Below are 25,881 nucleotides of genomic sequence, written 5' to 3'. Positions count from 1 at the left end.
CTGGCGTAAGGTCGACATCTAGAATTGGAATCTGCGCGCCCCAACAATGGCGTGGCTCACTGCTTCGGAAGGGCTTACGGTGTCCAACTCAGCCGCAACCACCCCCAAACGTCCGCTTCGCGTTGCGATCGTTGGCGCAGGTCCCGCAGGTGTCTATGCCGCGGACATTCTGACTAAATCCAACGAGGTCAAAGACGGCGACGTGGAGGTCAGCATCGACCTCTTCGAGGCATACCCGGCGCCGTACGGCCTGATCCGCTACGGAGTGGCCCCGGATCATCCACGCATCAAGGGCATCGTTAACGCACTGCACAAGGTGTTGGATCGCGGCGACATCCGCTTCCTGGGCAACGTGACCTACGGCCGGGACCTGACGCTCCACGATTTCCGCGCCTTCTACGACGCCGTGATCTTCTCCACCGGTGCCATCAAGGACGCGGACCTGAACATCCCGGGCGTCGAGCTTGAGGGTTCCTTCGGCGGCGCCGACTTCGTGTCCTGGTACGACGGGCACCCGGACGTCCCCCGGGACTGGCCGCTTGACGCCAAGGAAATTGCCGTGATCGGCAACGGCAACGTGGCTTTGGACGTCGCCCGGATGTTGGTCAAACACCCTGAGGAACTGCTCGTCACCGAAATCCCGGACAACGTCTACGCCGGACTGAAGAAATCCCCGGTCACCGACGTCCATGTCTTTGGCCGCCGCGGCCCGGCCCAGGTGAAGTTCACTCCGTTGGAACTGCGCGAACTGTCCCACTGCAAGGACGTGGACATCGTGCTCTACCCGGAAGACTTCGAGTTCGACGAAGCCTCGGATGAAGCCATCAAGACGAACAACCAGATCAAGACCATGGTGAACACCATGACCAACTGGCTGGTGGAAGAGCACGCCGAATCGGAGCAACCCTCATCCCGCCGCCTCCACCTGCACTTCCTGCACAGCCCGGTGGAAATCCTGGACTCCCCGGAAACCCCGGGCCAGGTCTCCGGCATCAAGTTCGAGCGCATGCAGCTGGACGGAACAGGCAACGTCAAAGGCACCGGCGAGTTCATCGAATACCCGGTCCAGTCCGTGTACCGCGCCATCGGGTACCACGGTTCACCGCTGGAGGAGCTTGAGTACGATGCCCGTCGCGGCGTCATACCGAACGACGGCGGTCGCGTCCTGGATGCCGACGGCGAGCCAGTGCCGGGAATCTATGCAACAGGCTGGATCAAGCGTGGACCTGTCGGGCTGATCGGCCACACCAAGGGAGACGCCCTGGAGACCATTGGCTTCCTCCTGGAGGACAGGCTCACCCTGCCTCCCGCCGAGAACCCGGATCCGCAGGCGATCATCGACCTCCTCGAGGAACGCGGCATCGAATACACCACTTGGGAAGGCTGGAACCGGCTGGACGCCCACGAAGCCGCCCTGGGTGCTTCCTGGTCCGGCGGCGAGGGTACGGGCAATGGAATGGTCCGCGAACGCGTCAAGGTTGTTCCGCGCGAGGAAATGATCCAGATCTCCCGCGGCTGACATTCACCACTCACCGAACTAGACTTCACGGTACTGTGCCGCCCATCACACGCAGCGCACTGTCATTGCGAACTAGCAGGGAGTTCGATGAGGAAACCCATTCATCCGCCGGTTCCAGGCAGCGATGCCGCGGAGTTGGTCCAGAAGCATGCCTTGGTTGGCCACGAGCGCCTGGACTCCCTACGACTGGGGGCGACCGAGGATATCGTGGGCCTCCGCCGTTTGGTGCGTGAATCCTGGCAGCGTTCGGCCAGCCTTCAGGCCAATCCGGACGTCGCCGAGGCGCCCCTCGCGATGGACCAGGATGAGTTGGAGGAGTACCGCAGGCAGCATCCGCTGGCCACCATCATGCCTGTGATCAAGAAGCTGCTGGTCCAACCCAGCCATGACAGCGGGCTGTTGGTGGCAGTGGGCGACGACGTCGGCCGGCTCTTGTGGGTGGATGGCGACCCCGTGATGCAACGGCGTGCTGAAGGCATGATGTTCGTGGCTGGCGCCGATTGGTCCGAGGCTTCGGTGGGCACCAGCGCGCCAGGCACTGCGCTGGCCCTTGACCGCAGCATCCAGATCTCCGGTGCCGAACACTTCAAACGCTCGGTCCATCCATGGAGCTGCACCGCGGTTCCGTTCCACGATCCCGATTCCGGCGCCGTGCTGGGCGTCGTGGACATTACAGGCACGGAAACCGCCGTCGCCGCGCACACCCTCTCCCTGGTGGAGGCAACGGTTGCTGCTGCGCAGGCCCAACTGCGGATCGAGCGGCTCCAACTGGCTGCCGCCGTCCGTGAAAAACCACGACGCCGGAGCGCGGCTGCCACCTCCGGCCACGCCCTCTACAGGAACAGCCTGCAGCTGTTGGGAAGGGACCAGGCCCTGCTCAGCATCGATGGCAGGACGGTGTCCTTGTCCGCACGGCACAGCGAAATCCTGGCCATCCTGGGCAACCACCCTGACGGTCTCAGTGCCGAGGACCTTTGCACCCAGCTGTACCCCGGGGACGGATCCTCGGTGACCCTGCGGGCCGAGATGGTGCGGCTCCGCAAAGTGATCCAGGAACTGAGCCCGGACGCGGTTCCGCAATCCCGGCCCTACCGCTTACCAGTTGAGTTGCTTCCCGATTCCGGCCAGGTTCTCAGTTGCCTGCAACGTGGCGCCCACCGTATTGCCTTGGAAATCTATAAAGGTGCGGTCCTGCCGCGATCGGAGGCGCCCGGCGTCGTGCAGTTGCGTGAGCGTGTGGCGCACTTGCTGCGCGAGGCGCTGCTCAGCGACGGCAGCGTCGATTCGCTCCTCAAGTATGCGGAGCTGCCCGAGGCGAAGTACGACGCCGACCTCCGCCTTGCACTCCTCAAGCTGCTGCCGCCGCGCTCACCCAAGCGGGCCGCCGTCGTGGCTGACCTTGAACGGATCGACACCGAACTGTCTGCGTGAGCTGAATCACAAGGTTGCAACGTAGCTGCAACCTCCCCGCTCCTAGGCTCGAATCAATGGCGACAGCCACCGTGATTCGCAGCAAAGGAGCTAGCAATGACTGTTTACGCACAGCCGGGTGCCGAGGGTTCGAAGGTCACGTTCAAGGACCGTTACGAGAACTGGATCGGCGGCGAGTGGGTTGCCCCGGTCAAGGGCGCCTACTTCGAGAACATCACCCCCGTCACGGGCAAGGCCTTCTGCGAAGTTGCCCGCGGGACATCCGAGGATATTGAGCTTGCCCTTGACGCCGCGCACAAAGTTGCACCCTCATGGGGCAAGACCTCCGCCACCGAGCGCGCAGCCATCCTGAACAAGATCGCCGATCGCATTGACGAGAACGTTGAGCTCCTCGCGGTTGCCGAGACCTGGGACAACGGCAAGCCCGTACGCGAGACCCTCAACGCCGACATTCCGTTGGCCGCCGACCACTTCCGCTACTTTGCCTCAGCCGTCCGTGCGCAGGAAGGCCACCTCTCCCAGCTGGACGAGGACACCACCGCCTATCACTTCAAAGAGCCGCTGGGCGTGGTCGGCCAAATCATCCCGTGGAACTTCCCCATTCTCATGGCCGTCTGGAAGCTGGCCCCCGCACTCGCCGCCGGCAACGCCGTGGTCCTCAAGCCGGCCGAGCAGACACCGACGTCCATCCTGGTGCTCATGGAACTCATCGGCGACCTTCTCCCGGCCGGTGTAGTGAACGTCGTCAACGGCTTCGGTGTTGAAGCCGGAAAGCCGCTCGCCTCAAGCTCCCGCATCCGCAAGATCGCCTTCACAGGCGAGACCACTACAGGGCGCCTCATCAGCCAGTACGCATCCAACAACCTCATTCCCGTCACGCTGGAGCTTGGTGGCAAGAGCCCCAACATCTTCTTCGACGACGTCGCCTCCCAGGACGACGCCTTCTACGACAAAGCCCAGGAAGGCTTCACGCTCTTCGCCTTCAACCAGGGCGAAGTCTGCACATGCCCCTCCCGCGCGCTGGTCCAGGAAGGTATCTACGACTCCTTCATGGGAGACGTGGTGGCCCGGACCAACAAGATCATCCAGGGCAACCCGTTGGACACGGAGACCCAGATCGGCGCGCAGGCATCGAATGACCAGTTGGAGAAGATCCTTTCCTACATCGACATAGGAAAGCAGGAGGGGGCCAAGGTGCTGACCGGCGGTGCCCGGGCAGAGCTTTCCGGCGACCTTGCAGGTGGCTACTACGTGCAGCCCACTATCTTTGAGGGCCACAACCGGATGCGCATCTTCCAGGAGGAGATCTTCGGCCCGGTGGTGTCCGTCACCAAGTTCAGCGATTACAACGACGCCATTGGCATCGCCAACGACACCCTTTATGGGCTTGGCGCCGGCGTCTGGTCGCGCAACGGAAATGTCGCCTACCGCGCTGGCCGGGAAATCCAGGCCGGCCGCGTGTGGGTCAACAACTACCACGCCTACCCGGCAGGTGCTGCCTTCGGTGGCTACAAGTCCTCAGGTATTGGCCGTGAGAACCACGCCATGATGCTGGACCACTACCAGCAGACCAAGAACCTTCTGGTCAGCTACAACGAGAACAAGCTCGGCTTCTTCTAAATCCGTCTTGTCCATCGATCAAAGGAGATCGTCAATGACCACCATGCAAGCTGCAGTAGTTACGGAATTCGGAACCGATCTTAAGATCCAGGAAGTGGAAAGGCCGACGCCGGGTCCCGGCCAGGCGTTGGTCCGCCTCATCACCTCGGGGGTATGCCACACAGACCTGCACGCCGCTGAAGGCGACTGGCCGGTCAAGCCGACGCCGCCGTTCATTCCCGGCCACGAAGGTGTGGGAGAAGTGGTGGCCCTCGGCGAAGGCGTCACGGATGTTGCCATTGGCCAGTTGGTGGGCAATGCCTGGCTGTGGTCTGCCTGCGGGGACTGCCAGTACTGCCGGACCGGGTGGGAAACCCTGTGCGAGTCGCAGCAGAACGGTGGCTACAGCGTGGACGGCTCGTTTGGCGAGTACATGCTGGTGGACACACGGTTCGCCGCACGCATCCCGGAAGGCTCGGACCCGGTGGAAGTTGCGCCCGTCCTGTGTGCCGGCGTCACGGTGTACAAGGGCCTGAAGATGACCGAGGCCAAACCGGGGCAGTGGGTCACTATCTCCGGGATCGGCGGTCTGGGACACATCGCCGTGCAGTACGCAGTGGCCATGGGTCTTCGAGTGGCAGCGGTGGACATTGCCGACGACAAGTTGGCACTGGCCCGCGAGCACGGCGCCGAAGTGACCGTCAACGCGCTGCACGAGGATCCGGCGGAAGTGATCCAGCGTGAAACGGGCGGTTGCCACGGAGTCCTGGTGACGGCTGTGCATCCTTCGGCCTTTGGACAAGCGATCGGGATGGCTCGCCGTGGCGGGACGATCGTCTTCAACGGGTTGCCACCAGGAGACTTCCCTGCGCCGATCTTCGAGATCGTCCTCAAAGGCCTCACTGTCAGGGGGTCGATCGTGGGCACGAGGCAGGATCTTGAAGAGGCACTGGAGTTCTATGCGCAGGGAAAGATCAAGCCAACGGTCTCAACGCGGGAACTCTCCGAAGTCAACGCGGTCTTTGACGAGATGAAGCACGCCAAGATCGATGGCCGTGTGGTGCTGAAGTTCTGATGAACAATACCGGCTTGGAAGCCGCGGTGACGCTGCCCGGGGAGGATTTCTCCCGGGTGGCGCTCACCGCAGTGTCCGTGGAGCTCCTCCGCAAGCTATGGGACCAGCATGGACCGCTCATGTTCCATCAGTCGGGCGGCTGCTGCGACGGCTCGGCACCCATGTGCTACCCGGCGGGGGAGTTCCTGACAGGTGATTCCGATGTGTTGCTCGGCCGGTTCGATATTGGGTCCGACGGCGGGGCGCAGCCACTGGAGTTCTGGATGTCCAAGGAGCAGTTCAATTACTGGTCGCACACCCATCTCACGGTGGACGTGGTTCCCGGCCGTGGCAGTGGGTTCTCAGTTGAGTCTCCCGAGGGGAAGCGATTCCTGATCCGTTCCACCCTCATGGACTGGGACGTGCCAAGCCTTTAGGTCCACAGCTGGTGTGACGAGGGCAACCCGCCTTCGTCACATCAGCCACATCTGCCCCGCGCCCCACAGGCCGTCTCACTATCTGGGATAAATATGGCCGTCCATTGGCCGGACACTATTCTTGATGAGTCCTATACCACTCCCATCCAGAATGTGGCATTTTTATGAACATTTTCAGGACCAAATCGATCGAGCAGTCGATCGCCGATGCCGATGAGCCCGGGCGAAAGCTGAAGCGCAGCCTCAGCACCTGGGACTTGATGATCATGGGCGTCGCCGTTGCTGTCGGCGCCGGGATCTTCTCGGTGGGCGCCAAGGCTGCCGCAAACTTTGCCGGCCCCGCCGTCACCATCTCCTTTGCCATCGCCGCCGTCACGTGCGCGCTGGCCATCATGTGCTACGCCGAATTTGCCACTGCCATCCCCGTGGCAGGCTCCGCCTACGTGTTCACGTACGCCACCATGGGCGAGGTCCTCGCGTGGATCATTGGCTGGAACCTCATTCTCGAACTTTTTACCGCCGCTGCCGTCATCGCCAAGTACTGGGGCATTTACCTCAGTACGGTCTTTGGCCTGATGGGCGTGGACATGCCGCCGTCAATCAAGGTCGGCGGGGTTGACCTCTACTGGGGTGCCTTCCTCATCGTCGCGATCTTCACCGTGCTGCTGGTGCTGGGGACAAAGTTGTCCGCCCGCGTCGGCAACGTCTTCACGCTGATCAAGATCGCCGTTGTCCTGTTCGTGATTGTTGTTGGCTTTAGCTACGTGAAGTTCTCCAACTACACTCCCTTCATTCCTGCCTCCGAGCCCACAGACTCCGGTGCTGCCGATGTCATGAAGCAGTCCTTCTTCGGCTTCCTCACCGGCGCCGCTCCGGCCCAGTACGGAACGCTGGGCGTCTTCGCCGGCGCAGCCTTGGTCTTCTTTGCCTTTATCGGCTTCGACGTAGTGGCAACCTCCGCAGAAGAGGTGAAGAACCCGCAGAAGACCCTTCCCCGCGGCATCTTCGGTGGCCTTGCCGTAGTGACGCTGCTTTACATCCTGGTCTCCCTCGCGCTGACTGGCATGGTTTCCTACACGCAATTGGCCGAGGTGAAGAACCCCACCCTGACCACGGCTTTCGAGGCCGTGGGCAATACGGATGCTGCCAAGGTCATCGCGTTCGGCTCCCTGGTGGGCTTGACCACCGTGATCATGGTGCTGCTCATGGGCCTGTCCCGTGTGGTCCTTGCCATGAGCCGCGACGGACTCCTGCCGCGCTCACTGTCCAAGACCAGCGAAAAGCGCTCCACACCGGCCCGTCTGCAGATCATCTGTGGCGCAGCGGTGGCCGTAGTGGCAGGTGTAACCAAGGTGGACTTGCTCGAGGAAATGATCAACATCGGAACGCTCTCCGCGTTCGTGATGGTGAGCTTGGGCATCCTGGTGCTGCGCAAGAAGCGTCCGGACCTGAAGCCCGCCTTCCGTGTCCCGTTCGGCAAGGTCCTGCCGTGGGTCTCCGCAGTGCTCTGCTTCTACCTCATGACCAACCTTGCTGTTGAGACCTGGATCTTCTTCGCGATCTGGCTGGTCATCGGCATGGGCATCTACTTCGCCTACGGCCAGCGCCACTCGCGGCTGAACGAGAAGTTCGCCTCTGCCAAAGCCTCCGTCAACGGTGCCCCCGAAGTCCGCCAGGCCGACGGCGATGAGGATGAAGACAGCTACACGAAGGTCTAATCCAATCACGGCAGCTTGTCAGACAGCTGCCATCTCTTGCTCCACAAAGCGCCCGGAACCCATCGGTTTCCGGGCGCTTTGACGTTACGGTGCCGCATGCTCACCGACCCACTCGACCAGCGGCCGCAGCACCTCCCAGCGGGCAGCGATTTCTTCTTTGGCAGCGGGAGAGGACAACCAGTCCGGCTGCCCCACCTCGACGCCCGCCGACAACGACTTGTGCCTCAGGAGCCCGGCGCGTGGGTGGTCTTTGTCGAAACCGCGCGGAACGGTCTTGAGTTCCTCGCCCTCAATGGCGAAACCGGCCGCCGCGATTGAATCCACGATCTCCTGCAGCTCCAGGCCACTGTCAGGGGCATCCACAGCGGCCCGGAAGCGGGCGAGCTGGGCAGGCGTATGGGAGTGGTAGCCGCCACCGATCAGCAGGCCATCCGCACTGATCTGGACGTAGAAGCCGACGCCCTCCTGCGTGGCGGCAAAGGCACCTTGGGCGGTTTTGTATGGCGACTTGTCCTGGGAGAACCGAATGTCCCTGTTGGGACGGAAAATCTTGGCCGGCCCGAACTGCGGCTCCAACTCTGAAAGTAGAGCTGTCAGCGGCTCCTTGACCTCGGCGTCGTACGTTGATTTATGCTCCAGCCACCACTCACGGTTGTTGTTCTCTTCAAGCTCAGCGTAGAAGCGGAATGCGGCAGTAGGGATGCCTTCGAATGTGCTCATAGAAGGATCCTAGGGACGCCACTACCGGCCAAACCATAGGCCACCAGTGCTATGTGGAAAACAAAAAGGTCACCCCGCCGCGGAGATCCGCAGCGGGGTGACCTGGAAATGCAGTAACGCGAAGACGCTTAGAGCTTGTTGGCTGCTTCGGCGTCGGACTCGGTCTGGCCCGCACCGAGGTTGGCACGGAGCTTGGCGCCGAGATCGGAGTCAACGTTGGTCCAGTACTGGATGGCGCGTTCCTTGATGTCGGCGGTCTTCACGCCGCCCACGGCACCGGTGATGGTGTCCAGGAGGCGGGCCTTGGCGGCGTCATCGTAGACCTCGCGGTACAGGGTACCGGCCTGGCCGAAGTCGTCATCCTCAGTGTGCAGGGTGTGCGCGGAGAGGGTGAGCTCGCCGTCGTTTTCCCAGCCACCGGCCGGCGAGGTGGGCTCAACCGCAGCCGGGCCACCCACGGAATTCGGTGCGTAGACCGGCGTGGAGGGAGCGTTGAACAGGAAACGGCCTTGGCCGTCCTGGCTGTAGTTGTTGACCTGGTTCTTGGGCTGGTTCACCGGGATCTGTGCGTGGTTGGTGCCCACGCGGTAGCGGTGTGCGTCCGCGTAGGAGAAGATGCGGGCCTGCAACATCTTGTCCGGGGAAGCGGCGATGCCCGGAACGAAGTTCGACGGCGCGAAGGTGGCCTGCTCGATCTGCGCGAAGTAGTTCTCCGGGTTCTTGTTCAGCTCCATGGTGCCCACGTGGATCAGCGGGTAGTCAGAGTGCGGCCACACCTTGGTGAGGTCGAACGGGTTGAAGCGGTAGGTCTTGGCGTCTTCGTACGGCATGACCTGGACGTGCAGTTCCCAGGAGGGGAAGTTGCCATCGGCGATGTTTTCCTGCAGGTCGCGGATGTAGAAGTCTGCATCCGAGCCGGCAAGTTCTTCAGCCTGGTCGCCCGTGATGGTCTTGACGCCCTGGTTGGACTTGAAGTGGTACTTGACCCAGAAACGCTCGCCAGCGGCGTTGATCCACTGGTACGTGTGCGAGCCGTAGCCCTGCATTTCACGCCAGGAAGCCGGGAGGCCGCGGTCGCCCATGAGCCAGGTGACCTGGTGTGCGGACTCGGGGGAGAGGGTCCAGAAGTCCCACTGCATGTCAGCGTCACGCAGGTGGGTGCCCGGAAGGCGCTTCTGGGAGTGGATGAAGTCCGGGAACTTGATGCCGTCGCGGATGAAGAAGACGGGGGTGTTGTTGCCCACGAGGTCGTAGTTGCCCTCGGAGGTGTAGAACTTCACGGCGAAACCGCGGGGGTCGCGCCAGGTGTCGGGGGAACCGTTCTCGCCAGCGACGGAGGAGAAACGGATCAGCATGTCCGTCTCGGTGCCCGGCTGCAGGAAAGCTGCCTTGGTGTAGGCAGAGACGTCCGAGGTGGTCTTGAACGTACCGAAAGCGCCGCCACCCTTGGCGTGCACTACACGCTCCGGGACCCGCTCGCGGTTGAACTGTGCGAGCTTCTCCACCAAGTAGTGGTCGGTGAGGATGATGGCACCGTCAGCGCCGACGGACTTCGAGTGCGCGTCGGACGTAACGGGGGCACCTGACTGGGTTGTTGAAATGGCAGTCATTGTTCTCCTTTTTCCTATTTCTGAGTTACGGAAGTATCTACGGGAAGCTGTTGTTTGGACTGGCAGTCCTGGCAGATGCCTTGGTAGAGGACGTCTGCGATCTGGATGGTCATGGGCTTGGAATTCTCATCCCAGTGCGGTGTGAGGCACGGTGCGTGTCCCACGGCGCAATCCACGTCCTCCACCTTGCCGCAGCTGATGCAAACGGCGTGGTGGTGGTTGTCGCCCACCCGGGTTTCGTAAAGCGCCGGGGAGTGCGGGGGCTCAAAGCGGCGCAGCATCTGCAGGTCCGTGAGGTCGCTGAGCACCACGTAAACGGACTGCGCCGTCAGTTCAGGAAGCTCTTTGCGGGCAGCGGCAAGGATGCCTTCTGCCGGGGAATGCGGATGGTGCTGGACCGCGGCGAGCACAGCCAGCCGCTGTTTGGTCACACGCCGGCCGTGGGCATGCAGGGCCGCGGCCCATGCTTCCTGCTCGGCTGTGTGATCTGTCATGCATTTATTGAAACACTTATTTTGAGGAGTTCACAATAAGGCAAGGCTAACTTCCGGTGAACGGAGCAGGGCCTCGAGCGGATTCACTTCCTCAGCGACGGATCGTCCCAGCGCATGGACCCGCAAGGGCACGCCGGAGGATTCGGGTTCCAGGGCAACACAACTGAATCCACTGGTTCCGCCGGATTGTCGAAGTGATCCCAAGGCCGAAGCCATCGCCAGGAGTTCCGCTGGCCGGATGTCCCCGATGGACTCGAATTGCCGGGCCGCCTCAATGACCGTGTGGCGGGGTCCGGCATCCACGGTCCGCACCAACGGACCAGAGCCACTGACAGGCTCGACGGCGGCGCTTAGGTCATCGGCGGACGTCACCGCGGCGTCGGGCCGGCCTCTCCGCAGCGCGTCGCGGAGCGCGGCGTCGGTGCCGTCGAGTTCGTGTTCCGGCACCCCCGCCCGACGATGGGCCGGAAGCGAAAGCTGGCGTCCCGGCGTCGTGGTCTCTCCGGTCCAACGAGCAAACACGTGGAAGGTCGGGGTTGAGGACTCCGCCACCGGCTCTCCAATGGCCGAGCCCAGTGGGTGCCATTGGTGGGCAAACATGATGGCGCATCGTGTGGCACCCAGGACGTCGTTGAGGGCGGCCCGAACCAGCTTGTGGCAGAAAAGCCAGTCGGCAGCTGAGGAGTGGGCAAATTCTGTGGAGGGGTCGGAAAGCCTGATCAGGACGTGTCCGGCGGTGAGGGGATGGCGCGGCCGGGCGATCTCCCAAAAACCCGAACGATACAACAATTGTCGCGACATGACCTTGTCAACTCCTTCCCCCGGGTGAGCCTACCAAGCCGAGTACCACACGTGGGAGAACAGCGGCGGGAGGCCACCGCAATGGTCGTTAAGGTAGGACGGTGGCGAAACTACTGGCAGACCTCACCCCACTGAAGGAGAGTCCCGCTTTTCGGCGGCTCTGGATGGGGGCATCGGTTGCCGCCATTGGTACGCAACTGACGCTGGTGGCTGTCAGCCTGGAGGTCTACAGGCTCACCCAGGAGAGCTTTTATGTTGGCCTCCTCGGTATCTTCGCACTGGTCCCATTGGTCATCGCAGGGCTTTACGGGGGATCCATTTCGGACGCCTATGATCGACGCAAAGTGGCCCTCATCGCCTCGCTGGTTCTGTGGGCAACAACGGCCGGACTGGCGTTGCAGGCATGGCTGGAGATCGGCAACATCTGGATCCTCTACGCGCTGGTGGCCATCCAGAGTGGCGCGCAAGGCATCAATGGTCCCGCCCGCAGTGCCATCATCCCCCTCCTGGTCCGCAAGGATTTGCTTCCCGCTGCCAATGCCCTGAGCATGCTGACGTTTGGCCTGTCCATGACAGCAGGGCCACTGCTGGCCGGGGTGCTGGTGGCCACCATTGGCTTCGGCTGGACTTACACCATTGATGTCATCAGCTTCACCTTCGCGCTCTGGGGACTCTTCAAGCTGCCGCCGCTGCCGCCTTCCAAAGATGCCGTGCGGCCAGGGCTCCGGTCCGTAGTGGAGGGCTTCCGTTTCCTGGGCACCCGCCCCAACGTCCGCATGACTTTCATCATCGACCTCATCGCCATGATTTGCGCCCAACCCCGCGCATTGATGCCTGCCATCGGGGCGGTCATGATCGGCGGAGGCGAAACGACCGTGGGCGTCCTGTTGGCGTCGACCGCCGTGGGAGCCTTCCTCGCGGGCCTGTTTTCGGGGCCACTGGGCCGCGTGCGAATGCAGGGCAGCGCCGTGGTGTGGTCCGTGGTTGGTTGGGGAGCCTCGATAGCCGGATTCGGGCTGGTGGTCCTGCTGGCCGGGGATGCCGGCCGCGATGGTGTCACTCCCTGGCTGATTCCTGCAGCCCTCTGCTGCGCGTTGGCCGGGATCTCGGACTCCATCAGCGCCGTCTTCCGAACCACCATCCTCCAGTCGGCCACTCCGGATCACCTGCGGGGTCGGCTCCAAGGCGTGTTCATCGTGGTGGTGGCCGGTGGACCCCGGGTGGGGGACATGCTGGCCGGCGGCGTCACGCAGTTCCTCAGCGAAGGCGGCGTACTGCTCATCGGCGGACTTCTCTGCATTGTCCTGGCATGGCTGGCTTCACGCTTGCAGCCCGGGTTCGTTGCCTACGATGCGAAGCATCCTGTGCCCTAGCCCTGCCAGCCGCAGGGCCAACGTAGGCTGAAGACGGAACACGACGACCGGCGTCGGCGTTAATCCGTACAGAACCCCTGCAAGAGCCGACGAAAGAGACAAGAAAAGCCGTGCATAAACACAACAATGGACTCAAGACCGCAGCGCTCTTCGGTGTGCTGTGGGCAGTGTTGTTGGGGTTGGGCGCCATCATCGCGGCAGGGACGCGCAGCACGACGCCTATCTGGATCATGGCTCTGATCGGCGTTGGCACTACCGCGTATGGATACTGGAACAGCGACAAAATTGCCATCCGTTCCATGGCCGCCTACCCGGTGACCGAAGCCCAGGCGCCGCAGCTGTACCAGATCGTGCGGGAGCTCTCAGTCCGGGCCAACAAGCCGATGCCGCGGATCTATCTCTCGCCCACCATGACGCCCAACGCCTTCGCTACCGGTCGCAATCCAAAGAACGCTGCGGTGTGCTGCACCGAGGGAATCCTGCACCTGCTCGACGCCCGCGAACTCAGGGGAGTGCTGGGGCATGAGCTGATGCACGTGTACAACCGCGACATCCTGACCTCATCCGTGGCTGCTGCTGTTGCCGGTGTCATTACTTCCGTGGGGCAGATGCTGCTGATCTTCGGCAGTGGCGACCGCCGCAACGCCAATCCCCTGGCCACCATCGCCATGGCCCTGCTGGCGCCCTTTGCCGCATCGCTGATCCAGATGGCCATCTCCCGCACGCGGGAGTACGACGCCGATGAGGACGGCGCCGAGCTCACCGGCGATCCGTTGGCACTCGCCTCAGCCCTGCGCAAGATCGAGTCGGGCGTCACCCAGTTGCCGCTCCCACAGGACCAAAAGCTCGTCAATGCCTCGCACCTCATGATCGCCAACCCGTTCCGTGGCGGCGGCATGCGGCGCATGTTCTCCACCCACCCGCCCATGAAGGAACGGATCAGCCGTTTGGAACGGATGGCCGGGCGGCCTCTCTCGTAGGACCCGCAACGGATTACCCGGTCACCAGCGCTAAGCGAACAGCCCTTCGCCGATGAAGCCGCCCGCTGCAATGCCCGGAGGCACCGCAAAAAGCCCCGAGCCCGTGTGTTTCAGGTACTCCACGGACAAGGTGTCGCCCTTGGCCAGGGCCAGTTGCATGGGCACGTAGTGCGTCCGGGGATCCTTGACGAACGCAATAAAGAACAGGCCGGCATCCAAGTGCCCCAGCCCGTCCGAGCCATCCGTGAAGTTGTATCCGCGGCGCAGCATCCTGATGCCGGCGTTCTGGTCCGGGTGCGCCAGCCGGACATGCGCATCGAGGGGGATGAGGGGCTCGTCGTCACGTCCCTTGATCCCGAAGTCAGGAGCAGAGAACTCCTCTCCGCCGGACAGGGGAGCGCCCACGCCCTTGGTGCGGCCGATCAGCCCTTCTTGTTCCCGCAGCGAGGTCCGGTCCCAGATTTCTATGTGCATCTGGATCCTGCGGGCCACCAGGTAGCTGCCCCCAGCCATCCACTGCTCGGCTGGCCGTGAGCCGGACGGAACCCACACGTGCTCCTCAAGCAGCGCGTTGTCTTCGACCTTGAGGTTGTTGGTGCCGTCCTTGAAGCCAAAGAGGTTCCGCGGTGTCACCTGCGCCCTGGACGTGGAGGAGGTGCGTCCAAACCCCAGTTGCGACCAACGGACACGCACCTTGCCGAAGCCGATCCTGGCAAGGTTGCGGATGGCGTGCACGGCAACCTGGGGATCGTCCGCGCAGGCTTGGATGACGATGTCCCCACCCGTTCGCCCCGGTTGAAGGTCGTCCCCCGGGAAGTGCGGGAGATCGATCAAGGCCTCAGGCCGGCGACCATCCAGACCGAAGCGAGCTTTGCCGTCCTTCTCGAACAAGCCCGCGCCGAAGCCGAACGTCAGGGTGAGCTTGGCGGCGGGCAGGTCCAGTGCCTCGCCAGTGTCTTCCGGCGGCGCATCATAGGGGCCATCGACGGCCCCCGTCCGGCCCGTGGGAACGCCGGTGGTCATGGCCTCGGCCGCGGCCGTCCAGTCCTTGAGGAGCTTGATGAGTTCCTTGCGGTCCTCTGTGGTGACATCGAACGCGGCCATGTGCAGGCGGTCCTGTGCCGGGGTAGTAATACCCGCCTGGTGAGCGCCAAAGAATGGGACTACGGCATCCCCTGCAGTGGTGTCCGCAGCGGAAGCAGTGGCAGCCGTCAGGGCATCATGGCCGAGGAATCCAGCGGCAAGCCCGGCTACAGCTCCGGCGCCGCCAACCCCCGCAAGGGAGAGAAGGCCGCGCCGGGACATACGGGAACTGCCCGTGGCAGCGGCGGCCGCCGGACCGCCGTCGGCCGCTTCCTGGGAACTTACGACGGCGGCCGGCTCGACTGAACGCTCGACGCCGGCGGACTCGCCGGTTCGTTCGGTGCCGGCCGGATCGCCGCTGTGCCCGAAGGGGCAGCCGCTCACAGCACCACGGCTGCGGTGAGCTTGGAGAGGGGCTCACCCAGCGAATCGACCAGGGCAGCGAGTTGCTGGACCTGCTCTTGGCTCAGCTCGTTGTAGTAGACGAAGCCGTCGCCCTTGGCGTGCTTCTTGAGTTCGGTTTGCAGGGCCGTGAACTTCTCGTCCAAGGACTTGGCGAGTTCGGCGTCCTTCTGCTCAAGCGCCGGCTTCAGGTTCTCGAAGGCGATGCGGGCACCGTCTACGTTGGCTTGGAAGTCCCAAAGATCAGTGTGGGACCAGATTTCTTCTTCGCCGGTGACCTTGCCGGTGGCCACTTCATCCAGGAGTTCCTTGGCGCCGTTGCCGAGCTTGTCCGGGGTGAGTTCCACCGTGCGGGTGCGGGTGACGAGGTCTTCGGTGTCAGCTACCAGCTGTGTGGAAATGGCGGTGCGCTCCGCCGGAGTCATGGCGGTGTACTCTGCCGGCGGGAAAAGGTCCTTCTCAGCACGGTGCCAGCCGGTCCATTCCTGACCGGGCTCAAGGTCGGCTTCACGGGCATCCAGCTTGGGGTCCAGGTCGCCGAAGGATTCAGCTACGGGTTCGATCCGCTCCCAGTGCATGCGGGTGGAGGCGTAGAGGTCGCGGGCCTTGGCGGCGTCACCGGCGGCGAAGGCTTCTGCGAACGCTTTGGTGCCGACAATGAGCTGCTCAGTCTGATCCTTGACGTAGGCCACGTATTGCTGGGATCCGTTGTCCAGGAGCTTTTGGAAGTCGGCATCCACGCTGGGCTTGTTGCCGGATTCGGTGACCTCAAAGGAAGCGCGGATGCCCTCTCCCTGCATCCCGGGCTTGCACGCAGTGTTGTACTTGCCGGCCGGAGCGGTGACCACCAGGTTGCGGGTGATACCGGGGCCGATATTCTCCACTTCGCCCAGGATCCGGAGGCCGTCCTCGGCCAGCAGGTAGAACTCGGTAACTTCCGTGCCCTCGTTCTTCACGGCAAAGGTGAGGTTGCCGCTGGGTGCGGTTCCGGTAGATACCTTGCACTCGTTGGCGGTGCTGCTGACCTGGATGGGACCGTCCGTGGCGCCCGTGGTCTTCGTGTTGTCGGTGCAGCCGGCAAGTACCAGGGGCACAGCTGCGGCGGCGCCGATCACGGCGAGTGTCCTGCGAAGTTTGGGTGATCCGAGCATGGTGGGTCCTTTGTGTTGAAGGTAAGCGCGAGGCGGGAGTTACCCGGAAAGAGTGTGGTGGCCCTAGGGCTGTGTTGCGACCGCGGGGGCTGACGCCTTGCTGGAAGCCTTGGGCGGGGCGGACCGGTTGGCCCGGATGTAGAGGAACAGCACCGGAATCACATACAAAAGCCACGCTGCGGCTTCGAGCCAGGTGGTGGCGGGGGAGAAGTTCAGCGTGCCCTTCAGCAGCGTGCCGTACCACGACGACGGCGGGATGGCAGCTGAGACGTCGAAGGCCAGGTTGTTCAGCCCGGGTAGTATGCCGGCTTCCTGGAGATCGTGGATTCCGTAGGCCAGCACGCCGCCGGCAATGATGATGAGGCCAACCCCGGTCCAGGTGAAGAAACGGCCAAGGTTCACCTTGAGGACTCCGCGATGAAGCAGGTACCCCAGGCCGGCCGCTGTCAGCAGGCCGAGCAAAGCCCCGAGCAGGGGAAGGGTGGTTTCGCCCGTGGCCTGGGCCGCGGCCCAGATAAAGAGGGCGGTTTCGAGGCCCTCCCGGCCCACGGCCAGTGCCGCAACCACCACGAGGCCCCAGGCGGCGCCGTCGGCCGCTTTGTCCACCTGGGAGCGCAGCTCGCCGCCGAGGCTGCGCGCTGTGCGGGCCATCCAGAAGACCATCCAGGTCACCAGGGCGACGGCCACAATGGACAGACCGCCGCCGATTGCTTCCTGTGCCTCGAACGTGAGGCCGCGGGGGCCGAAGGTCAGCAGCGCGCCGAAGCCAAGGGAAATAGCGATGGCGAGGCCGACGCCAGCCCAGACGCGGGGGATCAGGTGCCGCCTGCCGGTCTTAATGAGGTAGGCCATCAGGAGGACCACGATCAGTGATGCCTCAAGGCCTTCGCGCAGGCCGATCAGGTAATTCGCGGTCATGGGTTTTCTTTCGCTAAGGGGAACCGTACTTAGGCTCACCTAAGGAAGAAGGATACTGTGACTTGACTATTACGCAAACTAATCGTGTGCTAATGGGCCCGTCCATTACGACAGTCGTTGTAGTTTCGGGCAGCAAAAAGCCGGGAGGCAGGCCTTGTAACGGGCTCGCATCCCGGCCTTTCGGGCGGTGCTGAGCTACCTAGCTGCGGAAGTTCACGAACTGGAGGTCAGCCTCTTCGAACTTCTTGAGGATGTTCATGGTCTCCTGAAGGTCGTCGCGGGACTTGGAGGTCACGCGGAGTTCGTCGCCCTGGATCTGGGACTTGACGGACTTGGGGGCTTCATCGCGGATGATCTTGTTGATCTTCTTGGCGATGTCCTGGGCGATGCCCTCCTTGATGGTGCACTCCAGGCGGAATTCCTTGCCGGAGGGGAAAGGCTCGCCCTGGTCCAGGGACTTCAGTGAGATGCCGCGCTTGATCAGCTTGGACTGGAAGACATCCAGGACAGCAAGGACGCGGTCCTCGGAGTTGGCCTTCATGAGGATCTTCTCGCCGCTGAAGTCGATCTCCGCGCCGACGCCCTTGAAGTCGTACCGCTGCGCGATTTCCTTCTGGGACTGGTTGAGCGCGTTGGCGACCTCTTGCTTGTCTACCTTGCTGACGACGTCGAATGTGGATTCGCCTGCCATGACTCTCCTTAGGTTGGGGGCCCTGTGAGGGCGGGTTGGTCTGGCATCCAGCCTAGTACGGAAGCCGCGGCTTAGGGCCGTGGAGCACTTTCACAGTTCGCTCACAGCACATGCATGGTGGGAACCGAGGGTTTGGGTTGAGAGTTGTACCAGTTGGAAGAACGCATCGTCGGAGGATCAGCATGAGCAGCAAGGCCGTCCAGTCCATCAGCAAATCCGCTTCTGCAGCAGCGGGCTCCATTGGTACGGCTGCCGTTGCCGCAGCGAGTGCAGTTGCGGCAGCCGCAGTTGCAGCGTCGATCGTCCTGAGCCCGGTTCCCGACGCCACCTCCCGTATGGATGGAGTGCATGCCGATCTGCTGCGGGCCGTGCAGCTCAACCAGATCACCGCCGAGCAAGCCGAAAAGTTCGAAGCGAAACTGGCCGGCAGGATCCTCGGGGAAGCCTGAAATACGCGGAAATACAGGGCGTCTGCCCTCGATTAGATTCTTCGCAAAAACTTCTGTAAGGTTGTCTCTGCCTTCGGTTACCGGATCGAAAAGAAACGGTCTCCGGAAGTGATCTTCTTTTGAAGTTCGGCAGATTACCCGAGCGGCCAAAGGGGGCTGACTGTAAATCAGCTGGCAACGCCTACGGGGGTTCGAATCCCTCATCTGCCACCCAAGGAAAATCCCCGGAACCATTGGTTCCGGGGATTTTTTGTGTGCCCGGAACACTTCACCGGTTCGTCGGTGGCGGCACGGGGATCGGCGGGGAAGCAGGGGTCCCGGACTAAGCCTCGTGCTGCCGCCTGAGCTCCGTGGCTTCCCGTAGTTCCGCGATCTCCATCCGCAGGGCGGCGATTTCGGTCACCAGGTCGGCCATCTCCGCGCGAACCGGTTCCTCGGCAGCGGCGGCCTTCTCTTCCGCCGCCGCTGCGACGCCCTCGGCGTTCTCCTCGATCCGTTGAACAAGCCAGGAGGCGATGGACGCCGTGACAATACCTAGCACTGCGATGCCGCTCATCATGAGGGCTGCGGCGACGATCCTGCCGATGGGGGTCACGGGGTACAGGTCCCCGTAGCCAACGGTGGTGATGGTAGTGACGGCCCACCAGGCGGCGTCGCCGAAGTTGACGATTTTGGCGTCGGGGGCGTTCTGCTCGACGTCCAGTACGGCCAGCGCGCCGATGAGGATGAGCATCGCCGCGGCCCCGGCCACATAGGTGGCGACCCGTCCGCGCAGGGTTTCGCCCACCGTGCGCTGGAGGACGGACAAAAGGGTGACCAGTCGCAGCAGGCGCAAGGGCCGGAAGAATGGCAGCACCACGATCAGGAGTTCGTGCAGGTTCCACAGGAACCACCGCCCACGGTCTTCAGCAAGCCACAGGTTGACGAAGTAATCCAGGGCGAAGATGCCCCAAGTGATCCAAAGAATAATCTCGAAAGGCAATGCCGCGGCGCCGTCGACGCGACCGATGACCTGCCACGCGTAGGCCGTGAGGAAGATCAGTGCCGTAGCCATCAGGGGCCACTCGACCAGGTCCCGGTATCGCGCTTGAGTCATAGGGGAATCCTAGCCATAGGGGCCAGGCATTGAATTGGTCAGGCGGCGGGCGTCTCCAGCCAGTAACCGTCAAGGTGGTGAATGAGCTGCCTGCCCAGGCCGCCTTTGAGTTGAATCCACAGCGTGCTGCGGTCGTTTGTCATGCCGTCGATGGTTCCCTCGATGCGGTTGCCGCGGGCATCCTGGAGGACAACGTTCTGGTGCCGTGAGAGTTCCGGCCACACCTGACCCTGTGGCCTGGTGGTTTGCAGCGTGCTCAAAGGAGTCCCCCTTAAGGTCATTTATCAAATACGAGTTCCAGACATTCTGCACGGCTTTGATGAACCGGCGGTAAACGTTAGTGCAAACGTTGGACATAAAGCGGGCGATGTACTAATTGCCCGTCCACCATGCGGTCGGCACCTTTCCCCGGAAGTTACTGGCGGGTAACATTGCTGCCATGCATCTGCTTCTTCGCACCCTCATGCTGCTGTTCACCTCGTCCAAGCGCCCGCCTTTGGGTGTATGGGAAGAGTCGTCACTGCCCCTGAGGGTGCTGCCGACGGACATCGACATAGCCATGCATGTGAACAACGGCATGTACTTCTCTCTCATGGACCTTGGCCGCTTTGACCTCATGGTCCGCAGCGGCATCTGGACCAAGATGCGCAAGAAGGGGTGGAGTCCGGTGGCTGCCGGCGAGACCATCGCTTTCCGCAAGTCCTTGCAGCTTTGGCAGCGCTACACCATCGAAACCCGCATCATTGGCCTGGATACCAAGGCCATCTACTTCGAGCAACGCATGGTGGTTAACGGCGAAATCTACGCCCGCGCCCACATCGCCACGCGCTTGGTCGCCAAGGGCAAACCGGTCACGCAGGAAGAGATCATTGCCGAGTTCGGAGCGCCTCCGGCTGGCCTTGAGCTGCCGGAATGGATTCACGAATGGCGCGAAAACAATGCACTCCCTGGAGCCCGCCGTCCGGCTCCGCACGTGTGGAGCTAAACACCCACATCGCGTCGCTGCAGTGCCACAGCACCCAGCATGATGAGGGCTGCCGAGATACCGAGCAGCCCGGCGACGGCTCCCCAGTCAGCACCATTGGCCACAGGGGAGTTCCCGTACGCCCAGTGGTAAGGCGAAAGGTTCAGCAGCCATGCGACGTCGGGACTTTGCCTCCCCACCGCGTTGAACACGTAACCGAGGACAGCGACGGCGGCACCAGCGGCGATCGCGTAAATCTTCCGTCCGGTCAAGGCCCCGACACAGAGGGCTGCGGTTCCGCTGAGGAGGGCAAGCGCTGCAAACAGCAGCACCGCTCCGGCGAGATGTCCGACGTCGATGCTTAGTTCGGAGGGCCCGTTCAGGACCAGGACCAACAGGAAGACAAGGACTGAAAGGAACGCGATCCGCACCAGGATGGCGAGGGCGCGCTCCAAGACGACCTGCACGCGTGTAACGCTGTGCGCGAGGGTCAGTTCCAGCAATCCGGATTCTTCGTCCCCACCAACGGCCGCGGCGCCCCAGCCAACAGAGGCCATGGACATCAGCAGGAAGCCGACCAGCCCGAACAATGTTGCCTGGGTATAGCCGGGACCTGTGGCGATTTGGTCGTAGTTCAGTGCCTTGGTCATCTCCGGTGGGAGGGCGTTGATCAAGTCCTGCATTTGCGAGTTTCCGCCGATGGACGGATACAACGGCAAGTACAACATGATCGCGGCTGTCAACCCCAAGGCCCAGGCGAGGGTGGAGCGCCACGAGTCGGTAAGCGCTTTGGTGAAGAGGGGCAGGAACCTAGGCACGATGTGCTCCTTCGGTTCGAATTGCTTGGCTGTGGTTGTGGCCGTTGTCATTACCCTGCGAAGACCCCGTGTACAGGGTCAGCACAGCCTCTTCCAGGTCCGGTTCCTCGAGGACCAGATCCGTCAGGTTGAGCCGTGCCAGCTCTTGGACCAGGTGCTGGACGTGCCCCGAAAGTGTCGCCGTGGCCTCTACTGTTCCGGCAGTGTGTCCGTCGGCCGGCAGCTCCCGTAACGCCACGTTGGCGACGCCGGGCACGCGGGCCAGCAGCGCTCCGACGTCGTGCGCTTCCGTTCCGGTGCTAATGAAACGAAGCTGCCGGACTGCTGCCGTCCTGAGGGCGTCCACGGTTGACACGGTGACGATTTCGCCGTCGCGGAGGATCGCCACGGCGTCGGCGGCCTGCTGGACTTCGCTGAGGACGTGGGAACTGAGGAAGACGGTGGCGCCGCCTTCCACGGCCTCGCGGACCAAGGCGTGGAAAACTTGCTGGACCAAGGGGTCAAGACCGCTGGTGGGTTCGTCGAGGACCAGGAGTTCGGGTTTGTGCATGAACGCCTGCAGGAGTCCCAGCTTCTGCTTGTTGCCCTTGGAGAGCTTCCGGGTCTGGCGGTCCAGGTCCAGGTCCAACCGATCCGCGAGGCTGTTGACGTACCGCGGATCCACCGGGCCGCTGATCGCAGCGAAGTGCTCCAGCACGCGGCGGCCCGTGGTGCGGTTCTCCAAATGCAGTTCACCGGGCAGGTAGCCGATCCTTCGGCGGAGGGCCGTGCCGGCACGACGCGGATCCTGACCGAGCACCGAAATGGAACCCGCGCTGGGCCGGATGATGTCCAGCAAGCAACGCATAGTGGTGGTCTTGCCGGCTCCATTCGGTCCGATGACGCCGAACACAGTCCCGGAATCCACCGCAAAATCCAGGCCATGCAGGACCTCGCGGGGACCGAACTTCTTGCGTAACCCCTCCACGACGATTGCCTGGGTCACGGGGCATGCTCCCTTCCGTGGTTGGTGGTGTCTTGCTCCAAGGCATCGCGGGCTGCATCCAGGAACCGCGAGTCCGTGTAGAAGCCGTGGGTGTAAATCTCCAAGGCGGGCAGCGTCAGTTGCCGCAGCAGCTCAGGTCCGATGCCATGCGGCTCCGGAGCCACAGCCCCCAAAGTCCTCGATAGGTGCCTGCCCAGCATGAGCATCGAAAGACTGTTGGAAGCGATGACGACGGCGGTGGACCGGGTGTCGGCGAAGTTCCGGATAGTGCCGGCTTCGATCCCTGCGTGGATGATGTCCTGGGTCTGTTTCACAACGGCGTCGAAGAAGGCGTCGCCCGCGTCCGATTCGTCCCCCAGGGAGCGCCGGATGTAGGCGATCTCGTGGGCATATTGGTCAGGATGGTTCAGATAGTCCTGGATCAGCTGACGGGTGGATATGGGGTCCGCCTTCTCGCGCCCCTGCGTAGCTGTCTGCGCGAGGACGTGCTGGTCACAGGCCTCGCGGAGCCCTGCTTTGCTACCGAAATGGTGAATGACCAACCCTGGGCTGACTCCGGCCGCCGAGGCGACTGCGCGCACTGTGGCGCGGGAGAATCCATCGCGGCCGAAAAGTCCGATGGCGGCGTCGCGGATGCGGGCCCGCGTGGTGAAATCCTCTGCGATTGAACGCATGTTTCAAACACTAAACAGTTGTTCAATGCTGATCAAGAGGCAGCGACATAACGATGTGACACCATTGGCTGCGTCGCCGGTGTTGGGACTGCCGGCGTCGAAGATACTTGCCTCAGTGTTTTGATGTGGCAGCAGTTTGGGGGTTGGCGAAGTGGGTTTTACCAAGACGGCGATGGGGCCCGTGCGGCGTTGGTTCCTGGGCTCGCTGGCGGTGGCGCTCCTGCTTCCAAGCACCCTTGGGGCCGCGTTACCAACCGAAACGTTGGCGGTCCGGGCAGCCGTTCCCGCCACTGTTCAGGCTTCAACGCCGCCCCTCACCGGTGCCATCGGACACCTCTACAACACCAGCGCTTGGGCACGTAGTGTGCTGATCCGCCCCACCGGGGCCGAAGAATGTTCAGGAAGTGGAAGCACCAGCGGCTGCGTCCAACGGTTCGCGGGCGGCGATATCGCCTGGTCGGCCCGCACGGGAGCACGCGTAGTGGTCAACGGACCTGTTCGCACGTCGTGGTGGGGCGCCGACGGCCCGGCCGGCTTCCACGGCTATCCCACCACCGATACGGCGAGCGGGCTCCGCAACGGCGGCTCAAAGCAGTCATTTGAGCGCGGAGCCATCACGTATTCGCCGGCCACGGGCTCCCAGCGGACAGGCGGATCCATCCATTTGGCCTGGGGCCGCAGCGGGTTCGAGGGTGGCTTCCTCGGCTATCCGGTCACGGGGGAAAGCACCGGACTGCGCGACGGCGGTGCGTGGCAAGCCTTCGAACGCGGCTTTGTGGTGTGGTCACCGGCCACTGGTGCCCATCCATCCATGGGCGCCATCCGTGAACGCTGGCGGCGGGCCGGAATGGAAGAAGGGGAGCTGGGATACCCGGCAACAGACGAAGCTTTGGGCCTGAAGAGCGGAGGCTCGTCCCAGGAATACCAGCGCGGAACCATCATCTGGTCACCGGCCACTGGCGCCAAGGCCCTGACCGGGGCCATCCGAAGCTACTGGTCATCCACGGGAGGCCAAGACGGCGCCCTCGGGTATCCAGTGGGAGAGGAAGTCAGGCAAAACAACTTCGTGTACCAGCTCTTCCAAGGCGGCACGGTCTATTGGTCGGCGGCAACGGGAGCGCACTCCACCACCCATGGGGATGTTCATAACCGCTACAACCAACTGGGTGGCGCGGCCGGTCAGTTGGGCCTGCCGCTCACGGACAAGCTTCCGCGCGCCGGTGGACTCGTGCAGCAGTTCGCCAACGGCTGGCTGGTGTGGGGCCCAGCCACGGGAGCCCGGATCGTTGGCCACCCCACCTACAAAGTGTGGTCCATCAATCCCGGTGAGTTCGGCTGGCCGGTAAAGGACATGTGGGCGGATGGCCGGGGTGCCCACGTAGCTTTCCAGAAATTGGAAACCATCTGGAGCGATGCCACCGACGAGCTCTACTCGGCCGAGGCCGTTGACGCGTCCACCGTCGTCTTCCTGGGCGACTCGCAGCTGGACATGGATTCCTGGGGCGAGCAAGGAGCCCGCGCGGCCGGCTACCCGCGCCAAGTAGTCCGCAGCATTGGTGGGATCGGCTACGTTTCGGGAAGTCCCGCCGTCGGTGGTGGCTCCGCGACTGATGCGCTGGCGCAGGACCGTATCCTCCTGCCGCAGGGAAATCCGGGCTTGGTGGTGGTGACCCTGGGCGGCAACGATGCCAGGATCGGCGCCACGGATGCGGCCATCCTCTCGCAAGCGAACCGCCTCTGGGACGAGTTGCGCCGCAAGTATCCCCGCAGCACCATCCTGATCAACGGCGTCCTCTCCCGCTACGATGCCAGCCATGCCCAACGCCGCTGGGTGGACGGGCTCGTGATCCGTGAAGCGGCCCTCCGTGGTTGGCCGCGCATCTCTATGTCCGGCACCGCAACCATCGCAGGGGCGGCCGGCGACTACCTCGATGGTGCCCACATGAACCAGACGGGCCACAACAAGGTGGCGCCGCTCTACGCCTCCGCACTGAGGTACGTGTTGGCCAAATAGCCGCTCGACTGCTTTATTCCCGGTAACGCGGGAAGCGAACAGGGCACTGCTCCACGGGACTTAGCAGGCAGGGTCGCGTACCGTGGAAGCATGGCTACAGTTGACATCACTGGGGAACAGTTCGCATCGACCATCGAGGACAACGACATTGTCCTGGTGGACTTCTGGGCTGCCTGGTGCAGCCCGTGCCGCCAGTTTGCGCCCACGTACGGGGCAGCGTCGGAGAAGCACACCGACGTTGTTTTCGCGAAGGTGGACACCGAGGCCGAGCAGCAGCTCGCCGCCGAAGCCGGGATCACCTCCATCCCCACGCTGATGGCTTTCCGCGAAAAGGTCCTGGTCTTCTCGCAGCCGGGCGCCCTCAACGGCCCGCAGCTTGAACAGGTCATCGAGGCCGTAAAGGGACTGGACATGGAAGAAGTCCACGCCCACGTTGCCAAGGCCCGTGCCGAGGCCCAGGAAAACTAAAGACCAACCCGGCTGCTTGAAACACCGAAACCGCCGTAAAACAACGAGGTCGCCGGAAAATTCCGGCGACCTCGTTGCATTTAAGGTGTCATCGCAGCTTTCCGGCGTTTTCGCCGAACTGAAGCGGAAAGAGCCTAGAGCCGTTCGAGCTTGACGGGCTCGGAAAGAAGCGCACTGAGGGACTCGTTCAGGTCCTGGACGGCAATACCCTTGGAGTGCTTCTCGAGGAGTTCCTCGGATTCCCAACGCTCGGTCAGGACCAGCTTTTCCTCGGTGGCTTCGGTCAGCTCATAGCGGATGCAGCCGGGCTCGTTCACGACCTCGTCGATGGCGATTTCCAAAGCGAGCTTCACACGGAAGAACTCGCCTTCGTTGGGGATGAACGTGGCCTGCAGGTCAATGGGTGCACTCATGGATCCAACCCTACCGGCA

At 63.0% G+C, this 25,881-nt stretch carries 26 protein-coding genes and 1 tRNA gene; 13 read left to right on the top strand and 14 right to left on the bottom strand.

The genetic code is table 11. The annotated features are described in order from the left end of the window. The first annotated feature begins 79 nt into the window (after nt 1-79). The 6 genes from GVL04_RS05560 (at nt 80) to GVL04_RS05535 (ending at nt 7,758) form a co-directional block, all read left to right on the top strand. A complete protein-coding gene (locus GVL04_RS05560) occupies nt 80-1,519 on the top strand; it encodes an FAD-dependent oxidoreductase (protein WP_159700812.1) in 1,440 nt (479 codons plus the stop codon). Between the two features lie 87 nt (nt 1,520-1,606). Beyond that, complete coding sequence (locus GVL04_RS05555) at nt 1,607-2,950, top strand: GAF domain-containing protein (RefSeq protein ID WP_159700809.1); 1,344 nt, start codon at nt 1,607-1,609, stop codon at nt 2,948-2,950. Nucleotides 2,951-3,046: 96 nt separating this feature from the next. Next, nucleotides 3,047-4,570 (top strand): aldehyde dehydrogenase family protein, encoded by a 1,524-nt coding sequence (locus tag GVL04_RS05550; protein WP_159700806.1) that lies wholly within the window; start codon nt 3,047-3,049, stop codon nt 4,568-4,570. A gap of 43 nt (nt 4,571-4,613) precedes the next feature. Further along, nucleotides 4,614-5,624 (top strand): alcohol dehydrogenase AdhP, encoded by a 1,011-nt coding sequence (gene adhP / locus GVL04_RS05545; protein WP_159701225.1) that lies wholly within the window; start codon nt 4,614-4,616, stop codon nt 5,622-5,624. Continuing rightward, nucleotides 5,624-6,040: a DUF779 domain-containing protein gene (locus tag GVL04_RS05540; protein ID WP_159700803.1), complete on the top strand. Its 417-nt coding sequence runs from the start codon at nt 5,624-5,626 to the stop codon at nt 6,038-6,040. The genes adhP and GVL04_RS05540 overlap by 1 nt, the downstream gene beginning before the upstream one ends. Nucleotides 6,041-6,204: 164 nt before the next feature. Continuing rightward, the gene (locus GVL04_RS05535; RefSeq protein WP_159700800.1) at nt 6,205-7,758 is read left to right on the top strand and encodes an APC family permease; all 1,554 of its coding nucleotides are present in this window, start codon (nt 6,205-6,207) and stop codon (nt 7,756-7,758) included. An 84-nt stretch (nt 7,759-7,842) separates the two neighbouring features. Here the strand turns inward: GVL04_RS05535 and GVL04_RS05530 are convergent, their stop codons facing one another. From GVL04_RS05530 to GVL04_RS05515, 4 genes are all read right to left on the bottom strand, one after another. Next, nucleotides 7,843-8,478, bottom strand: coding sequence for a DUF2461 domain-containing protein (locus tag GVL04_RS05530; RefSeq protein ID WP_159700797.1), 636 nt, complete (start codon nt 8,476-8,478; stop codon nt 7,843-7,845). A gap of 128 nt (nt 8,479-8,606) precedes the next feature. After that, a complete protein-coding gene (locus tag GVL04_RS05525; RefSeq protein ID WP_159700794.1) occupies nt 8,607-10,088 on the bottom strand; it encodes a catalase in 1,482 nt (493 codons plus the stop codon). A gap of 14 nt (nt 10,089-10,102) precedes the next feature. Continuing rightward, nucleotides 10,103-10,582 (bottom strand): Fur family transcriptional regulator, encoded by a 480-nt coding sequence (locus GVL04_RS05520; RefSeq protein WP_159700791.1) that lies wholly within the window; start codon nt 10,580-10,582, stop codon nt 10,103-10,105. 30 nt (nt 10,583-10,612) lie between these two features. Beyond that, nucleotides 10,613-11,383 carry a hypothetical protein gene (locus GVL04_RS05515; RefSeq protein ID WP_159700788.1) on the bottom strand — a complete coding sequence of 257 codons (771 nt, stop codon included), beginning with the start codon at nt 11,381-11,383 and terminating at the stop codon, nt 10,613-10,615. 101 nt (nt 11,384-11,484) lie between these two features. On the opposite strand from GVL04_RS05515, the gene GVL04_RS05510 reads away from it, so the two are divergent. Next, entirely contained in the window at nt 11,485-12,756 is a 1,272-nt protein-coding gene (locus GVL04_RS05510; protein ID WP_159700785.1) for an MFS transporter, read from the top strand. Between the two features lie 110 nt (nt 12,757-12,866). Next, on the top strand, nt 12,867-13,736 hold the full coding sequence (gene htpX / locus GVL04_RS05505) for a zinc metalloprotease HtpX (protein WP_159700782.1): 870 nt from the start codon (nt 12,867-12,869) through the stop codon (nt 13,734-13,736). Between the two features lie 30 nt (nt 13,737-13,766). Here the strand turns inward: htpX and efeB are convergent, their stop codons facing one another. From efeB to GVL04_RS05485, 4 genes are all read right to left on the bottom strand, one after another. Next, nucleotides 13,767-15,203, bottom strand: a complete 1,437-nt coding sequence (gene efeB, locus GVL04_RS05500) for an iron uptake transporter deferrochelatase/peroxidase subunit (RefSeq protein WP_159700779.1) — start codon at nt 15,201-15,203, stop codon at nt 13,767-13,769. Next, nucleotides 15,200-16,372 carry an iron uptake system protein EfeO gene (gene efeO / locus GVL04_RS05495; RefSeq protein WP_159700776.1) on the bottom strand — a complete coding sequence of 391 codons (1,173 nt, stop codon included), beginning with the start codon at nt 16,370-16,372 and terminating at the stop codon, nt 15,200-15,202. Before efeO ends, efeB begins: the two co-directional genes overlap by 4 nt. Nucleotides 16,373-16,435: 63 nt before the next feature. After that, a complete protein-coding gene (gene efeU, locus GVL04_RS05490; RefSeq protein WP_159700773.1) occupies nt 16,436-17,290 on the bottom strand; it encodes an iron uptake transporter permease EfeU in 855 nt (284 codons plus the stop codon). Between the two features lie 199 nt (nt 17,291-17,489). Continuing rightward, nucleotides 17,490-17,981, bottom strand: a complete 492-nt coding sequence (locus GVL04_RS05485; RefSeq protein ID WP_017200185.1) for a YajQ family cyclic di-GMP-binding protein — start codon at nt 17,979-17,981, stop codon at nt 17,490-17,492. A gap of 182 nt (nt 17,982-18,163) precedes the next feature. Here GVL04_RS05485 and GVL04_RS05480 point away from each other — a divergent pair, with 182 nt between their 5' ends. Further along, on the top strand, nt 18,164-18,430 hold the full coding sequence (locus GVL04_RS05480) for a hypothetical protein (RefSeq protein WP_144648679.1): 267 nt from the start codon (nt 18,164-18,166) through the stop codon (nt 18,428-18,430). A gap of 128 nt (nt 18,431-18,558) precedes the next feature. Continuing rightward, nucleotides 18,559-18,640 (top strand) — tRNA-Tyr (locus GVL04_RS05475). A 112-nt stretch (nt 18,641-18,752) separates the two neighbouring features. Here GVL04_RS05475 and GVL04_RS05470 read toward each other — a convergent pair. Both GVL04_RS05470 and GVL04_RS05465 read right to left on the bottom strand, forming a co-directional pair. Next, nucleotides 18,753-19,526 (bottom strand): potassium channel family protein, encoded by a 774-nt coding sequence (locus GVL04_RS05470; protein ID WP_159700770.1) that lies wholly within the window; start codon nt 19,524-19,526, stop codon nt 18,753-18,755. Nucleotides 19,527-19,564: 38 nt separating this feature from the next. After that, entirely contained in the window at nt 19,565-19,786 is a 222-nt protein-coding gene (locus GVL04_RS05465; RefSeq protein WP_159700767.1) for a hypothetical protein, read from the bottom strand. Nucleotides 19,787-19,965: 179 nt separating this feature from the next. Here GVL04_RS05465 and GVL04_RS05460 point away from each other — a divergent pair, with 179 nt between their 5' ends. Beyond that, nucleotides 19,966-20,511, top strand: coding sequence for a thioesterase family protein (locus tag GVL04_RS05460; RefSeq protein WP_159700765.1), 546 nt, complete (start codon nt 19,966-19,968; stop codon nt 20,509-20,511). On the opposite strand, the gene GVL04_RS05455 is transcribed toward GVL04_RS05460, so the two are convergent. The 3 genes from GVL04_RS05455 to GVL04_RS05445 are packed head-to-tail and all read right to left on the bottom strand — an operon-like array spanning nt 20,508 to nt 22,967. Continuing rightward, nucleotides 20,508-21,308, bottom strand: a complete 801-nt coding sequence (locus GVL04_RS05455) for an ABC transporter permease subunit (RefSeq protein ID WP_159700762.1) — start codon at nt 21,306-21,308, stop codon at nt 20,508-20,510. The two genes, GVL04_RS05460 and GVL04_RS05455, sit on opposite strands and share 4 nt — an antisense overlap. Next, complete coding sequence (locus GVL04_RS05450) at nt 21,301-22,293, bottom strand: ABC transporter ATP-binding protein (RefSeq protein WP_159700759.1); 993 nt, start codon at nt 22,291-22,293, stop codon at nt 21,301-21,303. The genes GVL04_RS05455 and GVL04_RS05450 overlap by 8 nt, the downstream gene beginning before the upstream one ends. Beyond that, nucleotides 22,290-22,967, bottom strand: a complete 678-nt coding sequence (locus GVL04_RS05445) for a TetR family transcriptional regulator (RefSeq protein WP_159700756.1) — start codon at nt 22,965-22,967, stop codon at nt 22,290-22,292. Before GVL04_RS05445 ends, GVL04_RS05450 begins: the two co-directional genes overlap by 4 nt. Nucleotides 22,968-23,118: 151 nt before the next feature. Between GVL04_RS05445 and GVL04_RS05440 the strand changes: the two genes are divergently transcribed. Together GVL04_RS05440 and GVL04_RS05435 are read left to right on the top strand one after the other, a co-directional pair. Then, complete coding sequence (locus GVL04_RS05440) at nt 23,119-24,981, top strand: GDSL-type esterase/lipase family protein (protein ID WP_159700753.1); 1,863 nt, start codon at nt 23,119-23,121, stop codon at nt 24,979-24,981. A 90-nt stretch (nt 24,982-25,071) separates the two neighbouring features. Beyond that, the gene (locus tag GVL04_RS05435; RefSeq protein WP_011775683.1) at nt 25,072-25,449 is read left to right on the top strand and encodes a co-chaperone YbbN; all 378 of its coding nucleotides are present in this window, start codon (nt 25,072-25,074) and stop codon (nt 25,447-25,449) included. A 134-nt stretch (nt 25,450-25,583) separates the two neighbouring features. Here GVL04_RS05435 and GVL04_RS05430 read toward each other — a convergent pair whose 3' ends face one another. Beyond that, on the bottom strand, nt 25,584-25,862 hold the full coding sequence (locus tag GVL04_RS05430; RefSeq protein WP_159700750.1) for a putative quinol monooxygenase: 279 nt from the start codon (nt 25,860-25,862) through the stop codon (nt 25,584-25,586). Between the last annotated feature and the right edge of the window lie 19 nt (nt 25,863-25,881).

Origin of the sequence: Arthrobacter sp. 18067 (assembly GCF_902706295.1) — a bacterium.
Classification (GTDB): Bacteria; Actinomycetota; Actinomycetes; order Actinomycetales; family Micrococcaceae; genus Arthrobacter.
Note: the sequence above shows the minus strand (reverse complement) of the source record. Positions and strands in the feature narration are given on the sequence as shown.

Excerpts from the sequence above, each read along its gene's own strand:
- GVL04_RS05555 (WP_159700809.1), top strand. The coding sequence starts at position 1,607 with ATGAGGAAACCCATTCATCCGCCGGTTCCAGGCAGCGATGCCGCGGAG.
- GVL04_RS05550 (WP_159700806.1), top strand. The coding sequence starts at position 3,047 with ATGACTGTTTACGCACAGCCGGGTGCCGAGGGTTCGAAGGTCACGTTC.
- adhP (WP_159701225.1), top strand. The coding sequence starts at position 4,614 with ATGCAAGCTGCAGTAGTTACGGAATTCGGAACCGATCTTAAGATCCAG.
- GVL04_RS05540 (WP_159700803.1), top strand. The coding sequence starts at position 5,624 with ATGAACAATACCGGCTTGGAAGCCGCGGTGACGCTGCCCGGGGAGGAT.
- GVL04_RS05535 (WP_159700800.1), top strand. The coding sequence starts at position 6,205 with ATGAACATTTTCAGGACCAAATCGATCGAGCAGTCGATCGCCGATGCC.
- GVL04_RS05530 (WP_159700797.1), bottom strand. The coding sequence starts at position 8,478 with ATGAGCACATTCGAAGGCATCCCTACTGCCGCATTCCGCTTCTACGCT.
- GVL04_RS05525 (WP_159700794.1), bottom strand. The coding sequence starts at position 10,088 with ATGACTGCCATTTCAACAACCCAGTCAGGTGCCCCCGTTACGTCCGAC.
- GVL04_RS05520 (WP_159700791.1), bottom strand. The coding sequence starts at position 10,582 with ATGACAGATCACACAGCCGAGCAGGAAGCATGGGCCGCGGCCCTGCAT.
- GVL04_RS05515 (WP_159700788.1), bottom strand. The coding sequence starts at position 11,383 with ATGTCGCGACAATTGTTGTATCGTTCGGGTTTTTGGGAGATCGCCCGG.
- efeO (WP_159700776.1), bottom strand. The coding sequence starts at position 16,372 with ATGCTCGGATCACCCAAACTTCGCAGGACACTCGCCGTGATCGGCGCC.
- efeU (WP_159700773.1), bottom strand. The coding sequence starts at position 17,290 with ATGACCGCGAATTACCTGATCGGCCTGCGCGAAGGCCTTGAGGCATCA.
- GVL04_RS05485 (WP_017200185.1), bottom strand. The coding sequence starts at position 17,981 with ATGGCAGGCGAATCCACATTCGACGTCGTCAGCAAGGTAGACAAGCAA.
- GVL04_RS05480 (WP_144648679.1), top strand. The coding sequence starts at position 18,164 with ATGAGCAGCAAGGCCGTCCAGTCCATCAGCAAATCCGCTTCTGCAGCA.
- GVL04_RS05470 (WP_159700770.1), bottom strand. The coding sequence starts at position 19,526 with ATGACTCAAGCGCGATACCGGGACCTGGTCGAGTGGCCCCTGATGGCT.
- GVL04_RS05460 (WP_159700765.1), top strand. The coding sequence starts at position 19,966 with ATGCATCTGCTTCTTCGCACCCTCATGCTGCTGTTCACCTCGTCCAAG.
- GVL04_RS05445 (WP_159700756.1), bottom strand. The coding sequence starts at position 22,967 with ATGCGTTCAATCGCAGAGGATTTCACCACGCGGGCCCGCATCCGCGAC.
- GVL04_RS05435 (WP_011775683.1), top strand. The coding sequence starts at position 25,072 with ATGGCTACAGTTGACATCACTGGGGAACAGTTCGCATCGACCATCGAG.
- GVL04_RS05430 (WP_159700750.1), bottom strand. The coding sequence starts at position 25,862 with ATGAGTGCACCCATTGACCTGCAGGCCACGTTCATCCCCAACGAAGGC.